Raw genomic sequence first — 14,723 nt, forward strand, 5'->3', positions numbered from 1 at the left:
CGGTCAGCCGGTCACCTTCGCCAGGAACGCGGCGAGGTTCCCGACCGTCCGCCGTACCTTCTCCTCCAGCGTGAGCGACTCCGGCATCCGGCCGCCCACGCCCGCGTCCCGCTTCCCCCGCACGTACAGCGAACAGGCCAGGTCGCTGCAGAGGTAGGCGCCCACGGAGTTGCCCTGCTGCCCGGCCTTGCCCGCCTTGGCGGCGACCATCAGGGAGACGCCTCCGGTGTGCGTGGTCAGGCAGATCGAGCACATGCTGCGCCGGGTCTGCCAGGAGGCCGGGCTCGGGCAGCGCAGCGCCACCGCCCGCGGGTGACCGTCGTCCAGTTCGGTCACCAGGTAGGCGCGGTCGGGTGCCTGGGGGTCGCGCCAGCCGAAGTAGTCCAGGTCGGCCCACGGCCGTTCGGCCAGGTCGTGCGGGATGTTCAGGCGCTTCGCCGCGCCCTTGGTGCAGTTCACGAAGGCGGCACGGATCTCTTGCTCGGTCAGCTGTCGCATGTGACGCACGCTAATTTGCCTAAAGCTTTTAGGCAAATGCATAATCGTTTCACGGCAGCAGGCGAGAGATGAAGGATGAGGAGCGGGCGTGGCGCGAGCGGGACTGAGCACGGAGCGGCTGGTCCGGGCCGGAGCCGAGCTGGCCGACGAGGCCGGCTTCGACCAGGTGACCGTCTCGGCCCTGGCCAGACGGTTCGACGTGAAGGTCGCCAGCCTGTACTCGCACGTCAAGAGCTCCCAGGACCTGAAGACGAGGATCGCGCTGCTGGCGCTGGAGGAACTCGCCGACCGGGCCGCCGACGCGCTGGCCGGCCGGGCCGGCAAGGACGCCCTCGTCGCGTTCGCCGACGTCTTCCGCGACTACGCCCGCGACCATCCGGGCCGCTACACGGCGGCGCGGCTGCGCCTCGACCCGGAGACCGCGGCGGCCAGTGCCGGTGTCCGGCACGCCCAGATGACCAGGGCGATCCTGCGCGGCTACGACCTGGCGGAGCCGGAGGAGACCCACGCGGTCCGGATGATCGGCAGTGTCTTCCACGGCTACGTCGACCTGGAACTGAGCGGCGGCTTCAGCCACAGCGCCCCCGACAGCCAGCAGTCCTGGACCCGCGTCCTCGACGCACTCGACACACTGCTGCGCAACTGGCCCACCCCCACCTGACCCCGACCTGCCCCCCCTCGTACGGAACGTGAGACGGAACGCAGAGGCGATGAACACCGACCCCCGCTGGATCACCACGCCGATCACCGCCGACCTCCTGCGCGGCGCACTCGATCTGGAGCGCATGGAACACGGTGTCCTGCCGCACCGGCTCCCGGCCCGGGCCCGCGCCCAGTGCGACGACCCGCAGCTCGCCATGGTCGAGTCGCAGCCCTCGGGCGTACGACTGGTGTTCCGCACCCGCGCCACCGCCGTGGAACTGGACGCCCTCCCCACCAAGCGGCTCTACGTCGGCGCGCCGCCCCGTCCGGACGGCGTCTACGACCTGCTCGTCGACGGCATCCTGGCCGGTCAGGGCAGCATCCCCGGCGGCACGGTCCAGGTCGTCGACATGAGCGCCGGAACCACGGAACTGCGGCCCGGACCGCCCGGCACCCTGCGGTTCCCCGGGCTGCCCGGGCACGAGAAGACCGTCGAGATCTGGTTGCCGCACAACGAGACCACCGAACTGGTCGCACTGCGCACCGACGCCCCGCTCGCCGCCGCGCCCGGCCACGGCCGAAGGGTCTGGCTGCACCACGGCAGCTCGATCAGCCACGGCTCCGACGCCGCGAGCCCCACCGCCATCTGGCCGGTGCTCGCGGCCGCGCGCGCCGGAGTGGAACTGGTCAACCTGGGGCTGGGCGGCAGCGCCCTGCTCGACCCGTTCACCGCCCGCGCCGTCCGGGACACTCCCGCCGACCTGATCAGCCTCAAGCTCGGCATCAACGTCGTCAACGCGGACCTGATGCGGCTGCGCGCCTTCGGCCCCGCCGTGCACGGCTTCCTCGACACCGTCCGGGAGGGGCACCCCACCACCCCGCTACTGGTCGTCTCGCCGATCCTGTGCCCCATGCACGAGGACACGCCGGGCCCCACCGCCATGGACCTGAGCGCCTTCGGCGCCGGCCGGCTCACCTTCGTCGCCACCGGCGACCCCGCCGAGCGCGCGAGCGGCAAGCTCACCCTGAACATCGTCCGCGACGAGCTGTCCCGGATCGTCGCCCAGCGTGCGGCCGAGGACCCGCACCTGCACTACCTCGACGGCCGTGCCCTCTACGGCGAGGCCGACGCCGCCGAACTCCCGCTGCCCGACGGGCTCCACCCGGACGCCGCCACCCACCGCCGGATCGGCGAACGCTTCGCCGGGCTGGCCTTCGCGGACGGCGGTGCGTTCGCGGGGAGCGACGGCGACCGCCGGGCGGGCGGCCGCTGAGCCGGCGGCCGCTGATCGCCGAGGCGCTGAGGCGGGTCCGCCGAGCCGTCGGCCGCCGAGCCGTCGGCCGTTGATCGCGGGGGCGCTGGGCGGGCGGCCGCGGGATCGGCGGTCGCCGGGCCTGCGGTCCTGGTCCTCATCGGGACGAGTCGGTCGATGTCGCGTCGCCGGTGTCCGGGACCAGTACCACCTTGCCCGCGACGGTCCCCGACTCGGCGAGCCGCAGGGCCTCGGCGGCCCGGGTCAGCGGCAGCCGGGCGGCGATGCGCGCGGTGACCTCGCCACGCCGGAAGGCCTCGAACACCTGGGTGAGGTCGGCGCGCAGCCGGGCCCGGAAGCGGTCCTTGCCGAGGGCGCGGCCCTCCCAGACGTTGAAGAAGCAGGCGTGCCGGCCGTTGGGCAGCACGTTCCACAGCCAGACCCGGCCGAGGATCTTCAGCACCGGGAGCTGCTTGGAGCCGGAGTCGTCCTTGGTGGTGGCGCTGCCGTAGGCGACGAGCGTGCCGCCCGGGGCGAGGAGCCGCCAGGAGTCGACGACGCTGCGGCCGCCGAGGTGGTCGAAGACGGCGTCGACGCCGCCGGGGGCCAGTTCCCGGACCCGGGTGGGCACGTCCTCGGTGCGGTAGTCGACCGGCGTGACGCCCAGCTCCCGCAGCGCGGCGTGATGACGGGCGGAGGCCGTGCCGATGACCTGAAGGCCGGCCGCCCTGGCGAGCTGGACGAGCACCGTGCCGACGCCGCCGTTGGCGCCGTGCACCAGGATCGTGCCACCGGCGCGCACCCTCGCCTTGCGGTGCAGCATCTGCCAGGCCGTGATCCCGTTGACGACCAGGGTCTCCGCCTCCGCGGCCCCGACGCCGGCGGGCACCGGCACGGCGTCGGCCGCGTCGAGCACGACGTGACTGGCCCAGCCGCCGACCTTCACCAGCGACGCCACCCGCTTGCCGACGAGATCCGGCGCGACGCCCGCCCCGGCCGTCTGCACGGTGCCGACCAGGTCGTAACCGGGAACGAAGGGGAAGGGCGGCTGGTCGTAGTACCGGCCGCGGCGCATCTGCTGCTCGGCGAAGGAGACGCCGGTCGCCTCCATGCGGACGACGATCTGGCCGGCGGCGGGGGCCGGGATCTCCCGGCGCTCGATGCGGAGGCCCTCCGGCTCCACGACGCCGGGCAGGACGACCTCGACGAGCCGGCTGCTTCCGGTGCCGGCACTTTCGACACTTCCGGTGCTTCCTGCGGTTCCTGCGGTTCCTGCGGTCTCTGCGATTCCCATGACGACGGCCTCCGCGTGCAGACGGTGTATAGATGGACTCGCAAGCGAGATGCCTTATCGCTTGCGTTAGACGCTATAACAAACATGACCCCTACTTGCCGAAGTGTCAAGGCGTCACTGGGTGGTGGCGCGCGGCGGTTAGAGCCACTCTCGAAAGTGATAACTTGCAACAGGAACGTGTGAGAGGAGCGTGACGGCCATGGCGGCGGACCCGGACGCGATGAGCCCCCGCGAGCGGTACCGGAGCCAGGTGCGAGCCGACATCAAGGCGCGCGCCTGGGAGCAGATCGCCAGGTCAGGCGCGTCAGGCCTGTCCCTCAACGCGATCGCCAGGGAAGTGGGCATGACCGGTCCCGCCCTCTACCGCTACTTCGGCAGCCGCGACGCGCTGATCACCGAGCTGATCCGAGACGCCTACCGCAGCCTGGCCGACACCTTCGGGGCCGCCGCCGGGTCCGGAGCCGACATCGGCGGCCTCGCCCACGCCCTGCGCCGCTGGGCACTCGACGATCCCCAGCGGTACTTCCTCGTCTACGGCACGCCGGTCCCCGGCTACCAGGCGCCCGACGACGTCACCGGCATCGCCCGGGAGATCATGGCGGCGCTGCTCGACGTCTGTGCGGCGGCCGAGCCCGCGGCGCCCCCGCCGGCCTCCGCCGGGTTCACCGCGCACCTGTCCCAGCACCGCGAATGGGCCGGCGGCCACCCCGCGCCGCCGGGCGTGCTGCGCCGGGCGCTGGCCTTCTGGACCCGGATGCACGGGGTGCTCTCCCTCGAACTCGCCGGTCACTTCAACGGCATGGGCTTCGACCCGGACCGGCTGTTCGACGCCGAGGTGGCCGAACTGACAGCGGTTCGCTGACACCCTGTCGCCGCGCCCCCGGCCCGCCGACCTGGCCCGACGGACCGCCACCACCTACTACCGGGGGAGTACGCGTGATCACCTCGCCGGGCTGACGCTCGCGCGCGGCGGCGGCGTCTAGCGTGGCGGTCATGGACGAGCAGCGGGCACGGGAGCGCGGCCCCGCCCAGTGGTGGCACTCCGGGCCCCCGTGGTGGAACCACCCGGAAGCCACCACCACCGGCTCCGACACTGGCACCGGCTCCGACACTGGCACCGGCTCCGACACTGGCACCGGCTCCGACACGGGCAAGCGCTCCGACACGGGCACGCGCGCGGGCCCGGTCACCGGCACCCGCTCCGGCAGCGACCCCGGCTCAGGCCCCGGCACGGGGATCCGTCGCCCCCGCCTGCCCTGGCGCTCCACCCTCCCCCTCACCGTCCTCGTGCTGGTGGGCTCGAACTTCGCCGCCCACACCCAGCCCCACCGCGAGCACCTCGACGCCTACGCCCGCCTGCTGCTCCTCGCCACCTGTGCCCTGCTGCTGTGGCGGCACCGGCAGCCGGTGACCGTGGCGTTCGGCACGGCCGCGCTCGCCCTGGCCTACCTCGCCGCCGGCTACCCGTACGGACCGGTCTTCGCGACCGTCGCCGTGGCCTGCTTCAGTGCCGTCGTCGCCGGGCACCGACGGGCCGCCTGGGCGGCGCTCGGGATGCTGTGGGCCGGGCATCTGCTGGTCTCGCTCTGGCTGTACCGGTGGCTGCCACCGCCGGGCGACAGGGCTGCCGACCTCGGCCAGGAGATGATCATCGCCACCTGGGTGCTGATCATCGTCTCGCTGGCCGAGCTGGTCCGGCTGCGGCGTGAGCAGTGGGCGCGGGAGCGGGCCGACCGCGCCCAGGCGGCCCGGCGGCGGGCGGACGAGGAACGGCTGCGCATCGCCCGGGAGCTGCACGACGTCCTGGCGCACAGCATCTCGGTCATCAACGTCCAGGCCGGCATGGGACTCGCGCTCCTCGACTCCGATCCCGAGCAGGCCAGGTCGGCACTCACCACCATCAAGGCGGCCAGCAAGGAGGCCCTCGGCGAGGTGCGCCAGGTGCTCGACACCCTGCGCGCGCCGGGAGACGTGCCGCGGACGCCCGCGCCCGGTCTCGGGCGGCTGCCGGAACTGGTGGAACAGGCGGCGAGCGCCGGACTCACCGTGGACGTGACGGGCCGGCCGCCGCGCCTGGCGCCCGGCGCCGACCTGGCTGCCTTCCGCATCGTGCAGGAGGCCCTCACCAATGTCGTACGGCACTCGGGGTCGCGGCACGCGCGCGTGCGGCTCGAACGCGGTGACGGTGAGCTGCGGTTGCGGATCGACGACGACGGTCCCGCGACCGGTGCGGACGCGGGCGGCAGCGGGAACGGGCTGGCCGGGATGCGGGAGCGGGCGGCTGCCCTGGGTGGCACGATCGAGGCGGGGCCGCGCGCCGACGGGGGCTTCAGGGTGCTCGCCGTACTGCCTTTGAGTGACCGAAACGGCAGGGAGGACAAGGACGACAGGGGCGACAGGGGCGACAGGGACGACAGGGAGGGCCGATGATCCGGGTACTGCTCGCCGACGACCAGTCGCTGGTGCGGGCCGGTTTCCGGGCGTTGCTCGACGCGCAGCCGGACATCGAGGTGGTCGGTGAGGCGGCGGACGGCGAGGAGGCGCTGCGCGAGGTGCGTGAACTGCGCCCCGACGTGGTTCTGATGGACATCCGCATGCCGCGTCTGGACGGCCTGGCGGCGACCCGCCGGGTCACCGGCGAACCGGAGCTGGCGGACGTCAGGGTGGTCATGCTGACGACGTTCGAGCTCGACGAGTACGTCTTCGAGGCGATCCGGTCGGGCGCCTCCGGCTTCCTGGTCAAGGACACCGAGCCGGACGAACTGGTGCGCGCGGTCAGGGCGGTGGTGGCCGGCGACGCGCTGCTGTCGCCGGGGGTGACGCGGCGGCTGATCGCGGAGTTCGCGGCCCGTTCCAAGGAGCCGGCCGCCCCCGACGTCCTCGCCCGGCTCACCGAGCGGGAGCGGGAGGTGATGGCCCTGGTGGGTATCGGCCTGTCCAACGAGGAGATCGCCCGGCGCCTGGTCGTCAGCCCCCTCACCGCCAAGACGCACGTGAGCCGCACGATGGTCAAGCTGGGCGCCCGCGACCGCGCCCAACTGGTCGTTCTGGCCTACGAGTCGGGGCTGGTACGGCCGGGCTGGCTGGGCTGATCGGGGCGCTGGGAACGGGCCGGTACGCCGACGGGTCCGAGTTCGGCGTCGGCGGTCCGAGCTCGGCGGTGATCGCGTCCCGTCCGGCCCGGCCGCGCGGTCCTGCCGTGCGGCGTCGTCCCGTCGGCTGCACAGGCGTGTGCCCGGCGGGGGGGCGACCGGCCCCCGCCGGGCACTCGTTCGCACGCGTCCTCGTTCAGTCACGTGCGGGCACGCGCTCCGCCTCCAGGGAGGTGGACTTGGCGATCACGACGGTCTGCTGCGGGCGCCGGGTGCGCAGGCCCGTGAGGGTGATCAGCAGCCCGGCGAGGGCCACGACCGCGACCACCAGGAAGCCGGGTCGGTAGCTGTCGAGCACCGCCTGCGGCGTCGCGTGGGCGGGCGCGCCCGCGGTGACCACGGCCGTGACGATCGCCAGGAAGATGGCGCCGCCCACCTGTACCGAGGTGTTGAGGAGCCCGGAGACCATGCCCTGCTCGTGGTCGTCGACACCGTTGGTGGCCTGGATGTTGAGGGAGGGGAAGACCAGGGCGCAGGCCGCGCCGATCAGGAGCATCGACGGCAGGATCGCCGCGGCGTAGGCCGGGCTCAGGTCGACGCGGAGGAACAGGGCGTATCCGACGACCATGAAGGCGAAGCCCGCCACGATCAGCCGCGGGGTGCCGAAACGGTCCACGATCGCGCCGACCTTGGTCGACGACACCGCCACCAGCGCGCCCGCCGGCAGGAAGGCCAGCGCGGTGTGCAGGGCGGACCAGCCGAGCAGGGACTGCATGTAGAGGGTGGTCAGGAACTGGAAGCCGACGTACGAGCCGAAGAAGGCGATTGCGCCGAGCTGGGCGCGGACCTGGTTGCCCGAGCGCAGCACGCCGAGGCGGACGAGCGGTCCGGGGGAACGGCGTTCGACCTGGACGAAGACGGTCAGCAGGACGGCGACCGCGAGGAAGGAGAGCAGGGTGCGGGCCGTCGCCCAGCCCACCTGCGGGGCCTCCACGACGGTGAACACCAGGAGCAGCATGGAGGCGGTGCCGAGGATCGCGCCGGGGATGTCGTAGCCGTTGTGGTCGCGTTCGCGGGAGCTGCGCGGCAGCAGCTTGAGGCCGACGAGGAGCGCGATCAGGGCGATCGGCGCGGGCAGCAGCATGGTGAAGCGCCAGCTGGCCTCGGTGAGCAGGCCCGACAGCACCAGGCCCATGGAGAAGCCGGTGGCCGCGCAGGTGGTGTAGATGGAGAGGGCGCGGTTGCGCAGCGGGCCCTCCGGGAACGTCGTCGTGATGATCGAGAGGCCGGCCGGCGCGGTGAACGCCGCGCTCAGGCCCTTGATGAAGCGGCTGGCGATCAGCAGCGGGCCCGAGTCGACGAGGCCGCCGAGCAGCGAGGCGAGCGCGAAGATGCCGAGGGCCACGAGGAACACCTGGCGTCGGCCGAGCAGGTCCGCGGTGCGGCCGCCGAGCAGCAGCAGGCCGCCGTATCCGAGGATGTAGCCGCTGACGATCCATTGCAGCGTCGAGGTGGACAGGTGCAGGTCGGAGCCGATCGACGGCAGGGCGACGCCGACCATCGACACGTCCAGCGCGTCCAGGAACATGGCGGCGCAGAGCACCAGGAGGGTGCCCCAGAGCCGGGGGGTCCAGCGTCCCTCGGCAGCGGGGACGGTGAGCGGAGAGGTCATGGACCCAGACACTACATGCACATGCATCGAATGCAAATGCATTTAATTACGATGCAACAATCCCGGTTCTCTGCTACGGTGCCCGGATGGCGGCGACGAAGCCTGAACAGGCACTCGTGGAGCAATGGCGGGACATCCTGTCCCTGCACGCCCGCACCCAGTGCGAGCTGGACCGTGCCCTGCACGGACACGGCCTGTGCGGCAGTGACTTCGAGGTGCTCGACCTGCTCTCCGACGGCCCGGCGGCGGACGGCGTCTGCAGCTTCCGGGTGCAGGAGATCGCCGAGCGGGTGCACCTGAGCCAGAGCGCGCTGTCCCGGCTGATCGCCCGCCTGGAGAAGGACGGCCTGGTCGAGCGGGCCATGTGCCCGGAGGACCGGCGGGGCGTGCGGGTGGCGCTCACCGGCAAGGGGCGCGCGCTGCACGGCGAGGTACTGCCGGTGCAGCGCGCGGTGCTCACCCGAATGCTGGCCGCCGGGGCGGCCTGAGCCCGCCGGGCCCGGCCGCTCGCGGTCGGGGGCCGGTCAGATCCCTGAGTTCGTGACCCACAGGTCGGCCAGGTCCGGGTCGCCGATCACCTTCGGCACCGGCACCCGGTTCCACAGGGCCAGGTACAACTGATCGGCGGGACCGGCGAGTTCGGCCACCGCGTCATGGGACGCGCCGGGTTCCGCGACGGGCGGCCGCTCCGACAGCCGTACGGTCCAGGCCGCGTCCGTGTCCACCGCGCGCACCCCCAGCACCCGCGGCCGCTCGCTGCGCACCCGGCTGCGCGTGCGGGCGTGGAAGCCGCGCAGCAGTTCGTCGATGCCGTCGACCGCGAAGCCGGTGCCGACCGGCGAGGCCGGGCCGCCCCGCGCCGCCTCGGCGTCGTACCGGTGGACGGTCGTCTCGTGGGCCTGCCGGCGGAGCCAGAACGCCAGCGGTGAGGAGACGGGGGCCGGGTGGAAGGTCCAGCACGTCACGTCCCGCGGTGCGGCGCCCAGGGTGCCGACGAGCCGGCGGTGGCCGTCCCGGTACCAGTCCGTCAGTTCCGCGCCGTCGATGTCCGGGGGCACGGGGATCGGGCGCGGCGAGGTCTCGGCGTCGGCGACGACACCGGCGGCCCACCGGTGGATGGTGCCCGTGTGCCGCAGCAGGTCGCGCACCTGCCACTCCGGGCAGGCGGGCACCGGGGCGTCGAGCCCCGCCTCGTCGGCGGCCGTGGCCAGCAGGCGGCCCTCCCGGTCGAGGATCTCGAGAAACTCAGCAGTCTCCATGCCGCGAGTCTGCCGGATGCTCGGCGGCCCCTGCCGCCGGTACCCCGGCCGAAGGCCGGGGAGGAACCGCGCGACCGGTCACGACGGCACCGCGGCCGGCGGAAGGCACACCGCGGTACTTCCGGCGCAGCGCTCAGCGCAGCAGGAACCCCACCGCGTACCCCAGGGCGTTGACCGCCCAGTGCAGGGCCATCGGTGCCAGCAGGGAGCCGCTGCGGTCGCGCAGCCAGCACAGCAGGCAGCCCGCCACGGCCGTGAAGAGCACGGCGCCGACGTCCACCAGGACCGCCCCGGCGGCCGAGTGCCCGAAGAGCGAACCCAGCGTCGGCTTGTCCTTGTTGAGGTTCAGCGAGGGGAGGATGTGCCAGAGCCCGAAGAGCACGGAGGAGAGAACGGCGGCCGTGGTGGCCGTGCGCAGACGGCACAGCAGCGCGAACAGCACCCCGCGGAAGGCGGTCTCCTCCAGCAGGACCGTCCCCACGGGCACCGCGACCAGCACCTTGAAGGCGATCTCGGCACCGCTCAGCGCGTTGGTCCGCTGGTCCGCGAACAGCCCGCGGGTGACCGGCAGCAGGGCCGCGCACAGGTAGACCGCCGCTACGATCCCGATCAGGGTCGCCCCCCAACGCGCCCCTTCCCCAAGGGTGTTCCGTTCGAGTCCCAGCTCCGCCCAGCCACCCCCGGCCCAGAACAGCAGACCCACCAGGACGGCCGAGGTGAGCACCGCGGTGAGCAGGATCCAGGACCCGGCCCAGCGGTTGTCCAGCAGGTTCGCGCACACCAGCACGGCCACCACCGCCACCACGGCGATACGGGTGGGGAGCCGGGGGATCCGAGGGAGCGGCATGGCGGGCGGGGTGTCAGAACCCGGCCGGAGCACGACGCGGCAACCGGGTCGCGCGGAGCCCGCCGCCACGACCCCGGCCCGGCACGGCGCCGAGGCCGGTGACGACCCCGGTACCTGCACTCCGCGGCGGCTTTCCGGTATCGATGGCACGGGCGGTGACCACGCCCGTCGCGGCCGCGACCCCGTCGGCGGGCGCGGTGGCGTGCTCGGCAGTCCGGGCCAGGGCCATGCCCACCACGATGGGACACCTCCTGCGGCTGCGCACCTTTTCCCGATCTTCCGGATGCGGTCGCGGGTGCGGTGACCGATCGTGGTCCGGAGGTGACGAAGTGAGTGGTGCGGGCAGGGCTCTGAATCGTACGAAGGACTGGACCCGGCGGACGGCGGCGCGGGTGCGCCGGCACCTGGGCCCCGACCGGGTGGTCCGGCGGCGGCCGTGCTGGGGCGGGATCGCGGTGGCGCTGCTGTGCTACTGCCTGTCCCTCACCCCGTCCCTGCTCCCGCGGGCCTGGTGGCTGCAGGGACTCGCGGCCGGTGTCTCGGCGGCCGTCGGCTACGCCGTCGGGGCCGTGGCGGAGACGCTTGCCCGGCTGCTGCTCCGCTGGGCCGGCGTCCGCGTCCGGCGGCGGGTCCGGCGTGCCCTGTGGGCGGCCCTGGCCGTGCTCGGCGCCGCCGCCGTGGTCACGGCCACCGCCTGGAGCGTCCGCTGGGAGGGCCAGGTCCGCCGGGCGGTGAACCTGCCCCCGCACCTCGTCCGGTGGCAGTGGGCGCTCGTCCCCGTCGTGGCCGCACTCGTCGCCACGCTGCTGCTCCTGGCCGCCCGGACGGTACGCCTCGGCACCCGCGTCGTCGCCCACGCGTTCGGCGCCCTCGTCCCGCGCTCCGTCGCCTACGCCACCGGGGTCGTCCTCACCGCCTTCGTGATCGTCGGAGTCGTCCAGGGCTTCCTGCTGCGCGCCGCACTGGACGCGATCGAGAGCGCCGCGTCCCTCGCCGACCAGGGCACCACCAAGGGCGTCCACCGGCCGGGGCTGCCCACCCTCTCCGGCAGCCCCGAGTCCGCCGCTCCGTGGGACACCCTGGGGGCCAAGGGCCGTGACTTCGTCGGCACCGCCACGTCCCGCGCCGACATCGCCGCCTTCACCGGGCGCCCGGCCGAGGATCCGGTACGGGTCTACGTCGGCCTGCGCTCCGCCGACACCCTCGACGAACGCGCCGCCCTCGCCGTACGCGAACTCGAACGCACCGGCGGCTTCTCCCGCAGGATCCTCGCCGTCATGGGCACCACGGGCACCGGCTGGATCAACGACCAGGGCAGCAAACCCCTGGAGTACCTGTGGGGCGGCGACACGGCCATGGTCGCCATGCAGTACTCCTACCTCCCCAGCTGGGTCTCCGCGCTCACCGAGGACGAGGCCGCCGCCACCGGACGAGCCCTCTTCGACGCCGTCTACGCCAAGTGGCGGACCCTCCCCGCCGCCTCCCGGCCCCGGCTGCTCGTCTACGGCGAGAGCCTCGGCTCCTTCTCCATGGAGTCCGCCCTGAACGGCTCCCTGCCCACGCTCGTCGCGGAGACCGGCGGCGCGCTGTTCGTCGGGCCGACCTACGACAACCCGCTGTGGAAGTCGGTCACCGCGAAACGGCAGCCGGGCAGCCCCGAGTGGCGGCCGGTGGTCGCCGACGGGGCACATGTGCGCTTCGCGCAGGTACCGGCGGACTACGCCGTCCCGGACGCGCCGTGGGGCGAGCCGCGCGCGGTCTACCTCCAGAACGGCTCCGACCCCGTCGTCTGGTGGTCGCCCGACCTCGCCCTCCACCGGCCGGACTGGCTGGACCGGCCGCGCGCCCGGGACGTCTCACCGGCGATGCAGTGGTATCCGCTGCTGACCTTCTGGCAGGTGGCCTGCGACCTGGCCGGCGCCGACAGCGTCCCGGACGGCTTCGGCCACCGGTACGGCACCCTGCCGACGAGCGCCTGGGCCGAGATCACCAGCCCACCGGAGTGGACGTCCGCCGACACGGTGCGGCTGGCCGGGATGCTGGAGTCGGTGCGGGAACCGGGCCTGCTGGACTGACGGCCCGCTCAGTGCCCCGCCGTGCGCCGGGTCAGGAGCGCGATGGCCGCGGCGGTGGCGGCGAGGGCGGCGACCGTGGTGAGGGCGGTGGGCAGGGAGAGCCAGTCCGCCATGAAGCCGATGGCGGGCGGCCCCAGCAGCATGCCGCCGTAGCCGAAGGTGGAGGCGATGGCGACGCCGTCGGGGCCGGCCAGCCGACCCGCGCGTTCGACGGCGACGGGGAAGAGGTTGGCGAGGCCGAGCCCGGTGATCGCGAACCCGGTCAGGGCCGCCCACAGGGCCGGGGCGAGCGCGCCGAGCAGCATGCCGGTCGCGGCGGTCAGGCCGCCGAACACCAGGGTGCGCGTCTGGCCCAGGGCTTCGAGCAGCCTTGTCCCGCTGAGCCGGCCGACCGTCATGGCGAGCGCGAAGCAGGAGAAGCCGATCGCGGCCGCGCCGGGTGCGGCACCCAGGTCCTGCTCCAGGTGCAGGGCGCTCCAGTCGGCCATGGCCCCCTCGCCGTAGGCCGTGCACAGGGCGATCAGACCGAACGTGACGACGAGCAGCCGGGTGCGGGGTGCCAGGCGGCGCGGTGCGGAGGTGCCCTGCGGCACGTCGTCCCCGGGGGTGGCCGGCGGGGGAGTGCGAAGCAGGGTGCGGCCCGCGACAAGGGTGACGAGGAGGCCGACGGCGGTGAGGGAGAGCAGGTGCTGCGTGGGGGTCAGCGCGCCCGCGATCAGTGAGCCCAGACCGGAGCCGAGCATGCCGCCCAGGCTGTAGGCGGCGTGGAAGCTGGGCATGATCGGCCGCCGCAGGGCTCGTACCAGGTCGACCGCGGCGCTGTTGAACGCGACGTTGATGCCGCCGTAGGCGCTGCCGAAGACGAGCAGTACGGCGCCGAGGGCGGGAACCGAGTGGGTGAGCGGGGGCAGGGCGACGCTGAGGGAGAGCAGGACGGCGCAGACGACGGTCACCGGGTGCGAGCCGTAGCGGCGGCACAGCCGTCCGGTGAACATCATCGTGATCACGGCCCCGGCCGACACACCGAGCAGGGCGAGCCCCAGGGCACTGGCCGAGGCGCCGGTCTGTTCCTTGATGGCAGGGATACGGACGACCCATCCCGCGAAGACGAAGCCGTCCATGGCGAAGAAGACGGTCAGGGCGACACGGAGCCGGGCGAGGGAGCTGCCGGGCACGACGTTGTGCATCCGGGTTTTGTTTATTAGCGGCACAAACGCAGGCTAGGTGAGGGACGCCGATCGGGACAAGGCGTTGCCCGGATGCCGCATCCACGCGCGTGAGCGAGCCCACGATCCGGCCGGCCGGCTTCCGCGCTCGACCATCCGGTGTCGTTGTCGCCACAGACCCTGGAATCGAACCGGAAGGGAGCACACTGGCCCTTCCGGAGCAGACCTGACGGAGCCCCGACCGCGGCTGCCGTCGGATGTCGGCCTCGGGCCGGCGGGCGTTGCGGGGTGCGTCCGGGGCCGTCGGCGGCACAGGGTCCGTGACGACGGGGAGGCGCAGTGCTGACGCGGAGGGCGGTGGGTGTGCCGGCGTCCGGGGCGACGGGTGTGCCGCTCCGCAGGAACTGGCGGTTCCAGGTCTTCTGGGCAGGGGCCGTCAGCTCTCTGCCGGGTCTCCGGACGGCAGGGCTCGCGTATCCGCTGCTCGTCCTGGCGCTCCCCGGCTCCCCGGCTCCCCGGCGACCGCGGGCGCGTTCGGGGCGGTGCAGACCGGCACCATGCTCGTGCCGGCCGTGCCCGGCGGGGTCGTCGCCGACCGGGCGGATCGCAGGGTGGTTCTGGTGGGTGCGCTGGGGCTCCAGGCGGCCGCGGTCGCCGGCGTGCCGGTCGCGATGGCGCTGCACGGCCTCACCGTCGCCCAGTTCATGTCCGCCGCGGTCCTCCTCGGCGCCGGCATCGCCTTCGGCGGCCCGTCCGCATGCTCGCGCTGCGCTCCCTGGTCCCGCCCGAGCAGCTGAGCCGGGCGCTGGTGCAGGAGGAGGTGCGTACCAGCGGCGGCAACCTGATGGGCGCGCCGCTCGGCGGTGCCCCGTTCGCACTCGGCGACAGCCTGCCCTTCGTCGCCTCGGCGGTCGGTTGTGTGCTC

The 14,723-nt window shown here is 73.5% G+C and carries 15 protein-coding genes; 8 read left to right on the plus strand and 7 right to left on the minus strand.

The features are described from left to right. Window positions 1-3: 3 nt before the first annotated feature. Window positions 4-498 carry an FBP domain-containing protein gene (locus tag AB0472_RS27220; protein WP_366359917.1) on the minus strand — a complete coding sequence of 165 codons (495 nt, stop codon included), beginning with the start codon at window positions 496-498 and terminating at the stop codon, window positions 4-6. Window positions 499-586: 88 nt separating this feature from the next. Between AB0472_RS27220 and AB0472_RS27225 the strand changes: the two genes are divergently transcribed. Both AB0472_RS27225 and AB0472_RS27230 read left to right on the plus strand, forming a co-directional pair. Further along, on the plus strand, window positions 587-1,159 hold the full coding sequence (locus AB0472_RS27225; protein ID WP_366359919.1) for a WHG domain-containing protein: 573 nt from the start codon (window positions 587-589) through the stop codon (window positions 1,157-1,159). Between the two features lie 49 nt (window positions 1,160-1,208). Then, a complete protein-coding gene (locus AB0472_RS27230) occupies window positions 1,209-2,414 on the plus strand; it encodes a GDSL-type esterase/lipase family protein (RefSeq protein WP_366359921.1) in 1,206 nt (401 codons plus the stop codon). 136 nt (window positions 2,415-2,550) lie between these two features. Here AB0472_RS27230 and AB0472_RS27235 read toward each other — a convergent pair whose 3' ends face one another. Then, window positions 2,551-3,687: a medium chain dehydrogenase/reductase family protein gene (locus AB0472_RS27235; RefSeq protein ID WP_366359923.1), complete on the minus strand. Its 1,137-nt coding sequence runs from the start codon at window positions 3,685-3,687 to the stop codon at window positions 2,551-2,553. 199 nt (window positions 3,688-3,886) lie between these two features. Here AB0472_RS27235 and AB0472_RS27240 point away from each other — a divergent pair, with 199 nt between their 5' ends. The 3 genes from AB0472_RS27240 to AB0472_RS27250 all read left to right on the plus strand — a co-directional run bounded on the left by AB0472_RS27240 (window position 3,887) and on the right by AB0472_RS27250 (window position 6,779). After that, on the plus strand, window positions 3,887-4,549 hold the full coding sequence (locus tag AB0472_RS27240) for a TetR/AcrR family transcriptional regulator (RefSeq protein ID WP_366359925.1): 663 nt from the start codon (window positions 3,887-3,889) through the stop codon (window positions 4,547-4,549). A 131-nt stretch (window positions 4,550-4,680) separates the two neighbouring features. Next, complete coding sequence (locus AB0472_RS27245) at window positions 4,681-6,117, plus strand: sensor histidine kinase (RefSeq protein ID WP_366359927.1); 1,437 nt, start codon at window positions 4,681-4,683, stop codon at window positions 6,115-6,117. Beyond that, window positions 6,114-6,779 (plus strand): response regulator transcription factor, encoded by a 666-nt coding sequence (locus tag AB0472_RS27250; RefSeq protein WP_366359929.1) that lies wholly within the window; start codon window positions 6,114-6,116, stop codon window positions 6,777-6,779. Before AB0472_RS27245 ends, AB0472_RS27250 begins: the two co-directional genes overlap by 4 nt. A gap of 196 nt (window positions 6,780-6,975) precedes the next feature. On the opposite strand, the gene AB0472_RS27255 is transcribed toward AB0472_RS27250, so the two are convergent. Beyond that, window positions 6,976-8,451 (minus strand): MFS transporter, encoded by a 1,476-nt coding sequence (locus tag AB0472_RS27255; protein ID WP_366359931.1) that lies wholly within the window; start codon window positions 8,449-8,451, stop codon window positions 6,976-6,978. 86 nt (window positions 8,452-8,537) lie between these two features. On the opposite strand from AB0472_RS27255, the gene AB0472_RS27260 reads away from it, so the two are divergent. Further along, complete coding sequence (locus tag AB0472_RS27260; protein WP_366359932.1) at window positions 8,538-8,939, plus strand: MarR family transcriptional regulator; 402 nt, start codon at window positions 8,538-8,540, stop codon at window positions 8,937-8,939. 36 nt (window positions 8,940-8,975) lie between these two features. On the opposite strand, the gene AB0472_RS27265 is transcribed toward AB0472_RS27260, so the two are convergent. From AB0472_RS27265 to AB0472_RS27275, 3 genes are all read right to left on the minus strand, one after another. Further along, window positions 8,976-9,710, minus strand: coding sequence for a maleylpyruvate isomerase family mycothiol-dependent enzyme (locus AB0472_RS27265; protein ID WP_366359934.1), 735 nt, complete (start codon window positions 9,708-9,710; stop codon window positions 8,976-8,978). A 133-nt stretch (window positions 9,711-9,843) separates the two neighbouring features. Then, window positions 9,844-10,557, minus strand: a complete 714-nt coding sequence (locus AB0472_RS27270; RefSeq protein WP_366359936.1) for a CPBP family intramembrane glutamic endopeptidase — start codon at window positions 10,555-10,557, stop codon at window positions 9,844-9,846. Between the two features lie 13 nt (window positions 10,558-10,570). Continuing rightward, window positions 10,571-10,795 (minus strand): hypothetical protein, encoded by a 225-nt coding sequence (locus AB0472_RS27275; RefSeq protein WP_366359938.1) that lies wholly within the window; start codon window positions 10,793-10,795, stop codon window positions 10,571-10,573. A 91-nt stretch (window positions 10,796-10,886) separates the two neighbouring features. Between AB0472_RS27275 and AB0472_RS27280 the strand changes: the two genes are divergently transcribed. Then, window positions 10,887-12,632, plus strand: a complete 1,746-nt coding sequence (locus AB0472_RS27280; RefSeq protein ID WP_366359940.1) for an alpha/beta hydrolase — start codon at window positions 10,887-10,889, stop codon at window positions 12,630-12,632. A gap of 8 nt (window positions 12,633-12,640) precedes the next feature. Here the strand turns inward: AB0472_RS27280 and AB0472_RS27285 are convergent, their stop codons facing one another. After that, complete coding sequence (locus AB0472_RS27285) at window positions 12,641-13,807, minus strand: MFS transporter (RefSeq protein ID WP_366360206.1); 1,167 nt, start codon at window positions 13,805-13,807, stop codon at window positions 12,641-12,643. A 533-nt stretch (window positions 13,808-14,340) separates the two neighbouring features. On the opposite strand from AB0472_RS27285, the gene AB0472_RS27290 reads away from it, so the two are divergent. Further along, window positions 14,341-14,595, plus strand: coding sequence for a hypothetical protein (locus AB0472_RS27290; RefSeq protein WP_366359942.1), 255 nt, complete (start codon window positions 14,341-14,343; stop codon window positions 14,593-14,595). Window positions 14,596-14,723: the final 128 nt, after the last annotated feature.

It is taken from the genome of Streptomyces sp. NPDC086777, from assembly GCF_040702065.1.
Classification (GTDB): Bacteria; Actinomycetota; Actinomycetes; order Streptomycetales; family Streptomycetaceae; genus Streptomyces.

What these genes read in the sequence shown, in the direction of transcription:
- AB0472_RS27250 (WP_366359929.1), top strand. Translation starts at nt 6,114, where the DNA reads ATGATCCGGGTACTGCTCGCCGACGACCAGTCGCTGGTGCGGGCCGGT.
- AB0472_RS27220 (WP_366359917.1), bottom strand. Translation starts at nt 498, where the DNA reads ATGCGACAGCTGACCGAGCAAGAGATCCGTGCCGCCTTCGTGAACTGC.
- AB0472_RS27230 (WP_366359921.1), top strand. Translation starts at nt 1,209, where the DNA reads ATGAACACCGACCCCCGCTGGATCACCACGCCGATCACCGCCGACCTC.
- AB0472_RS27235 (WP_366359923.1), bottom strand. Translation starts at nt 3,687, where the DNA reads ATGGGAATCGCAGAGACCGCAGGAACCGCAGGAACCGCAGGAAGCACC.
- AB0472_RS27255 (WP_366359931.1), bottom strand. Translation starts at nt 8,451, where the DNA reads ATGACCTCTCCGCTCACCGTCCCCGCTGCCGAGGGACGCTGGACCCCC.
- AB0472_RS27265 (WP_366359934.1), bottom strand. Translation starts at nt 9,710, where the DNA reads ATGGAGACTGCTGAGTTTCTCGAGATCCTCGACCGGGAGGGCCGCCTG.
- AB0472_RS27260 (WP_366359932.1), top strand. Translation starts at nt 8,538, where the DNA reads ATGGCGGCGACGAAGCCTGAACAGGCACTCGTGGAGCAATGGCGGGAC.
- AB0472_RS27245 (WP_366359927.1), top strand. Translation starts at nt 4,681, where the DNA reads ATGGACGAGCAGCGGGCACGGGAGCGCGGCCCCGCCCAGTGGTGGCAC.
- AB0472_RS27240 (WP_366359925.1), top strand. Translation starts at nt 3,887, where the DNA reads ATGGCGGCGGACCCGGACGCGATGAGCCCCCGCGAGCGGTACCGGAGC.
- AB0472_RS27270 (WP_366359936.1), bottom strand. Translation starts at nt 10,557, where the DNA reads ATGCCGCTCCCTCGGATCCCCCGGCTCCCCACCCGTATCGCCGTGGTG.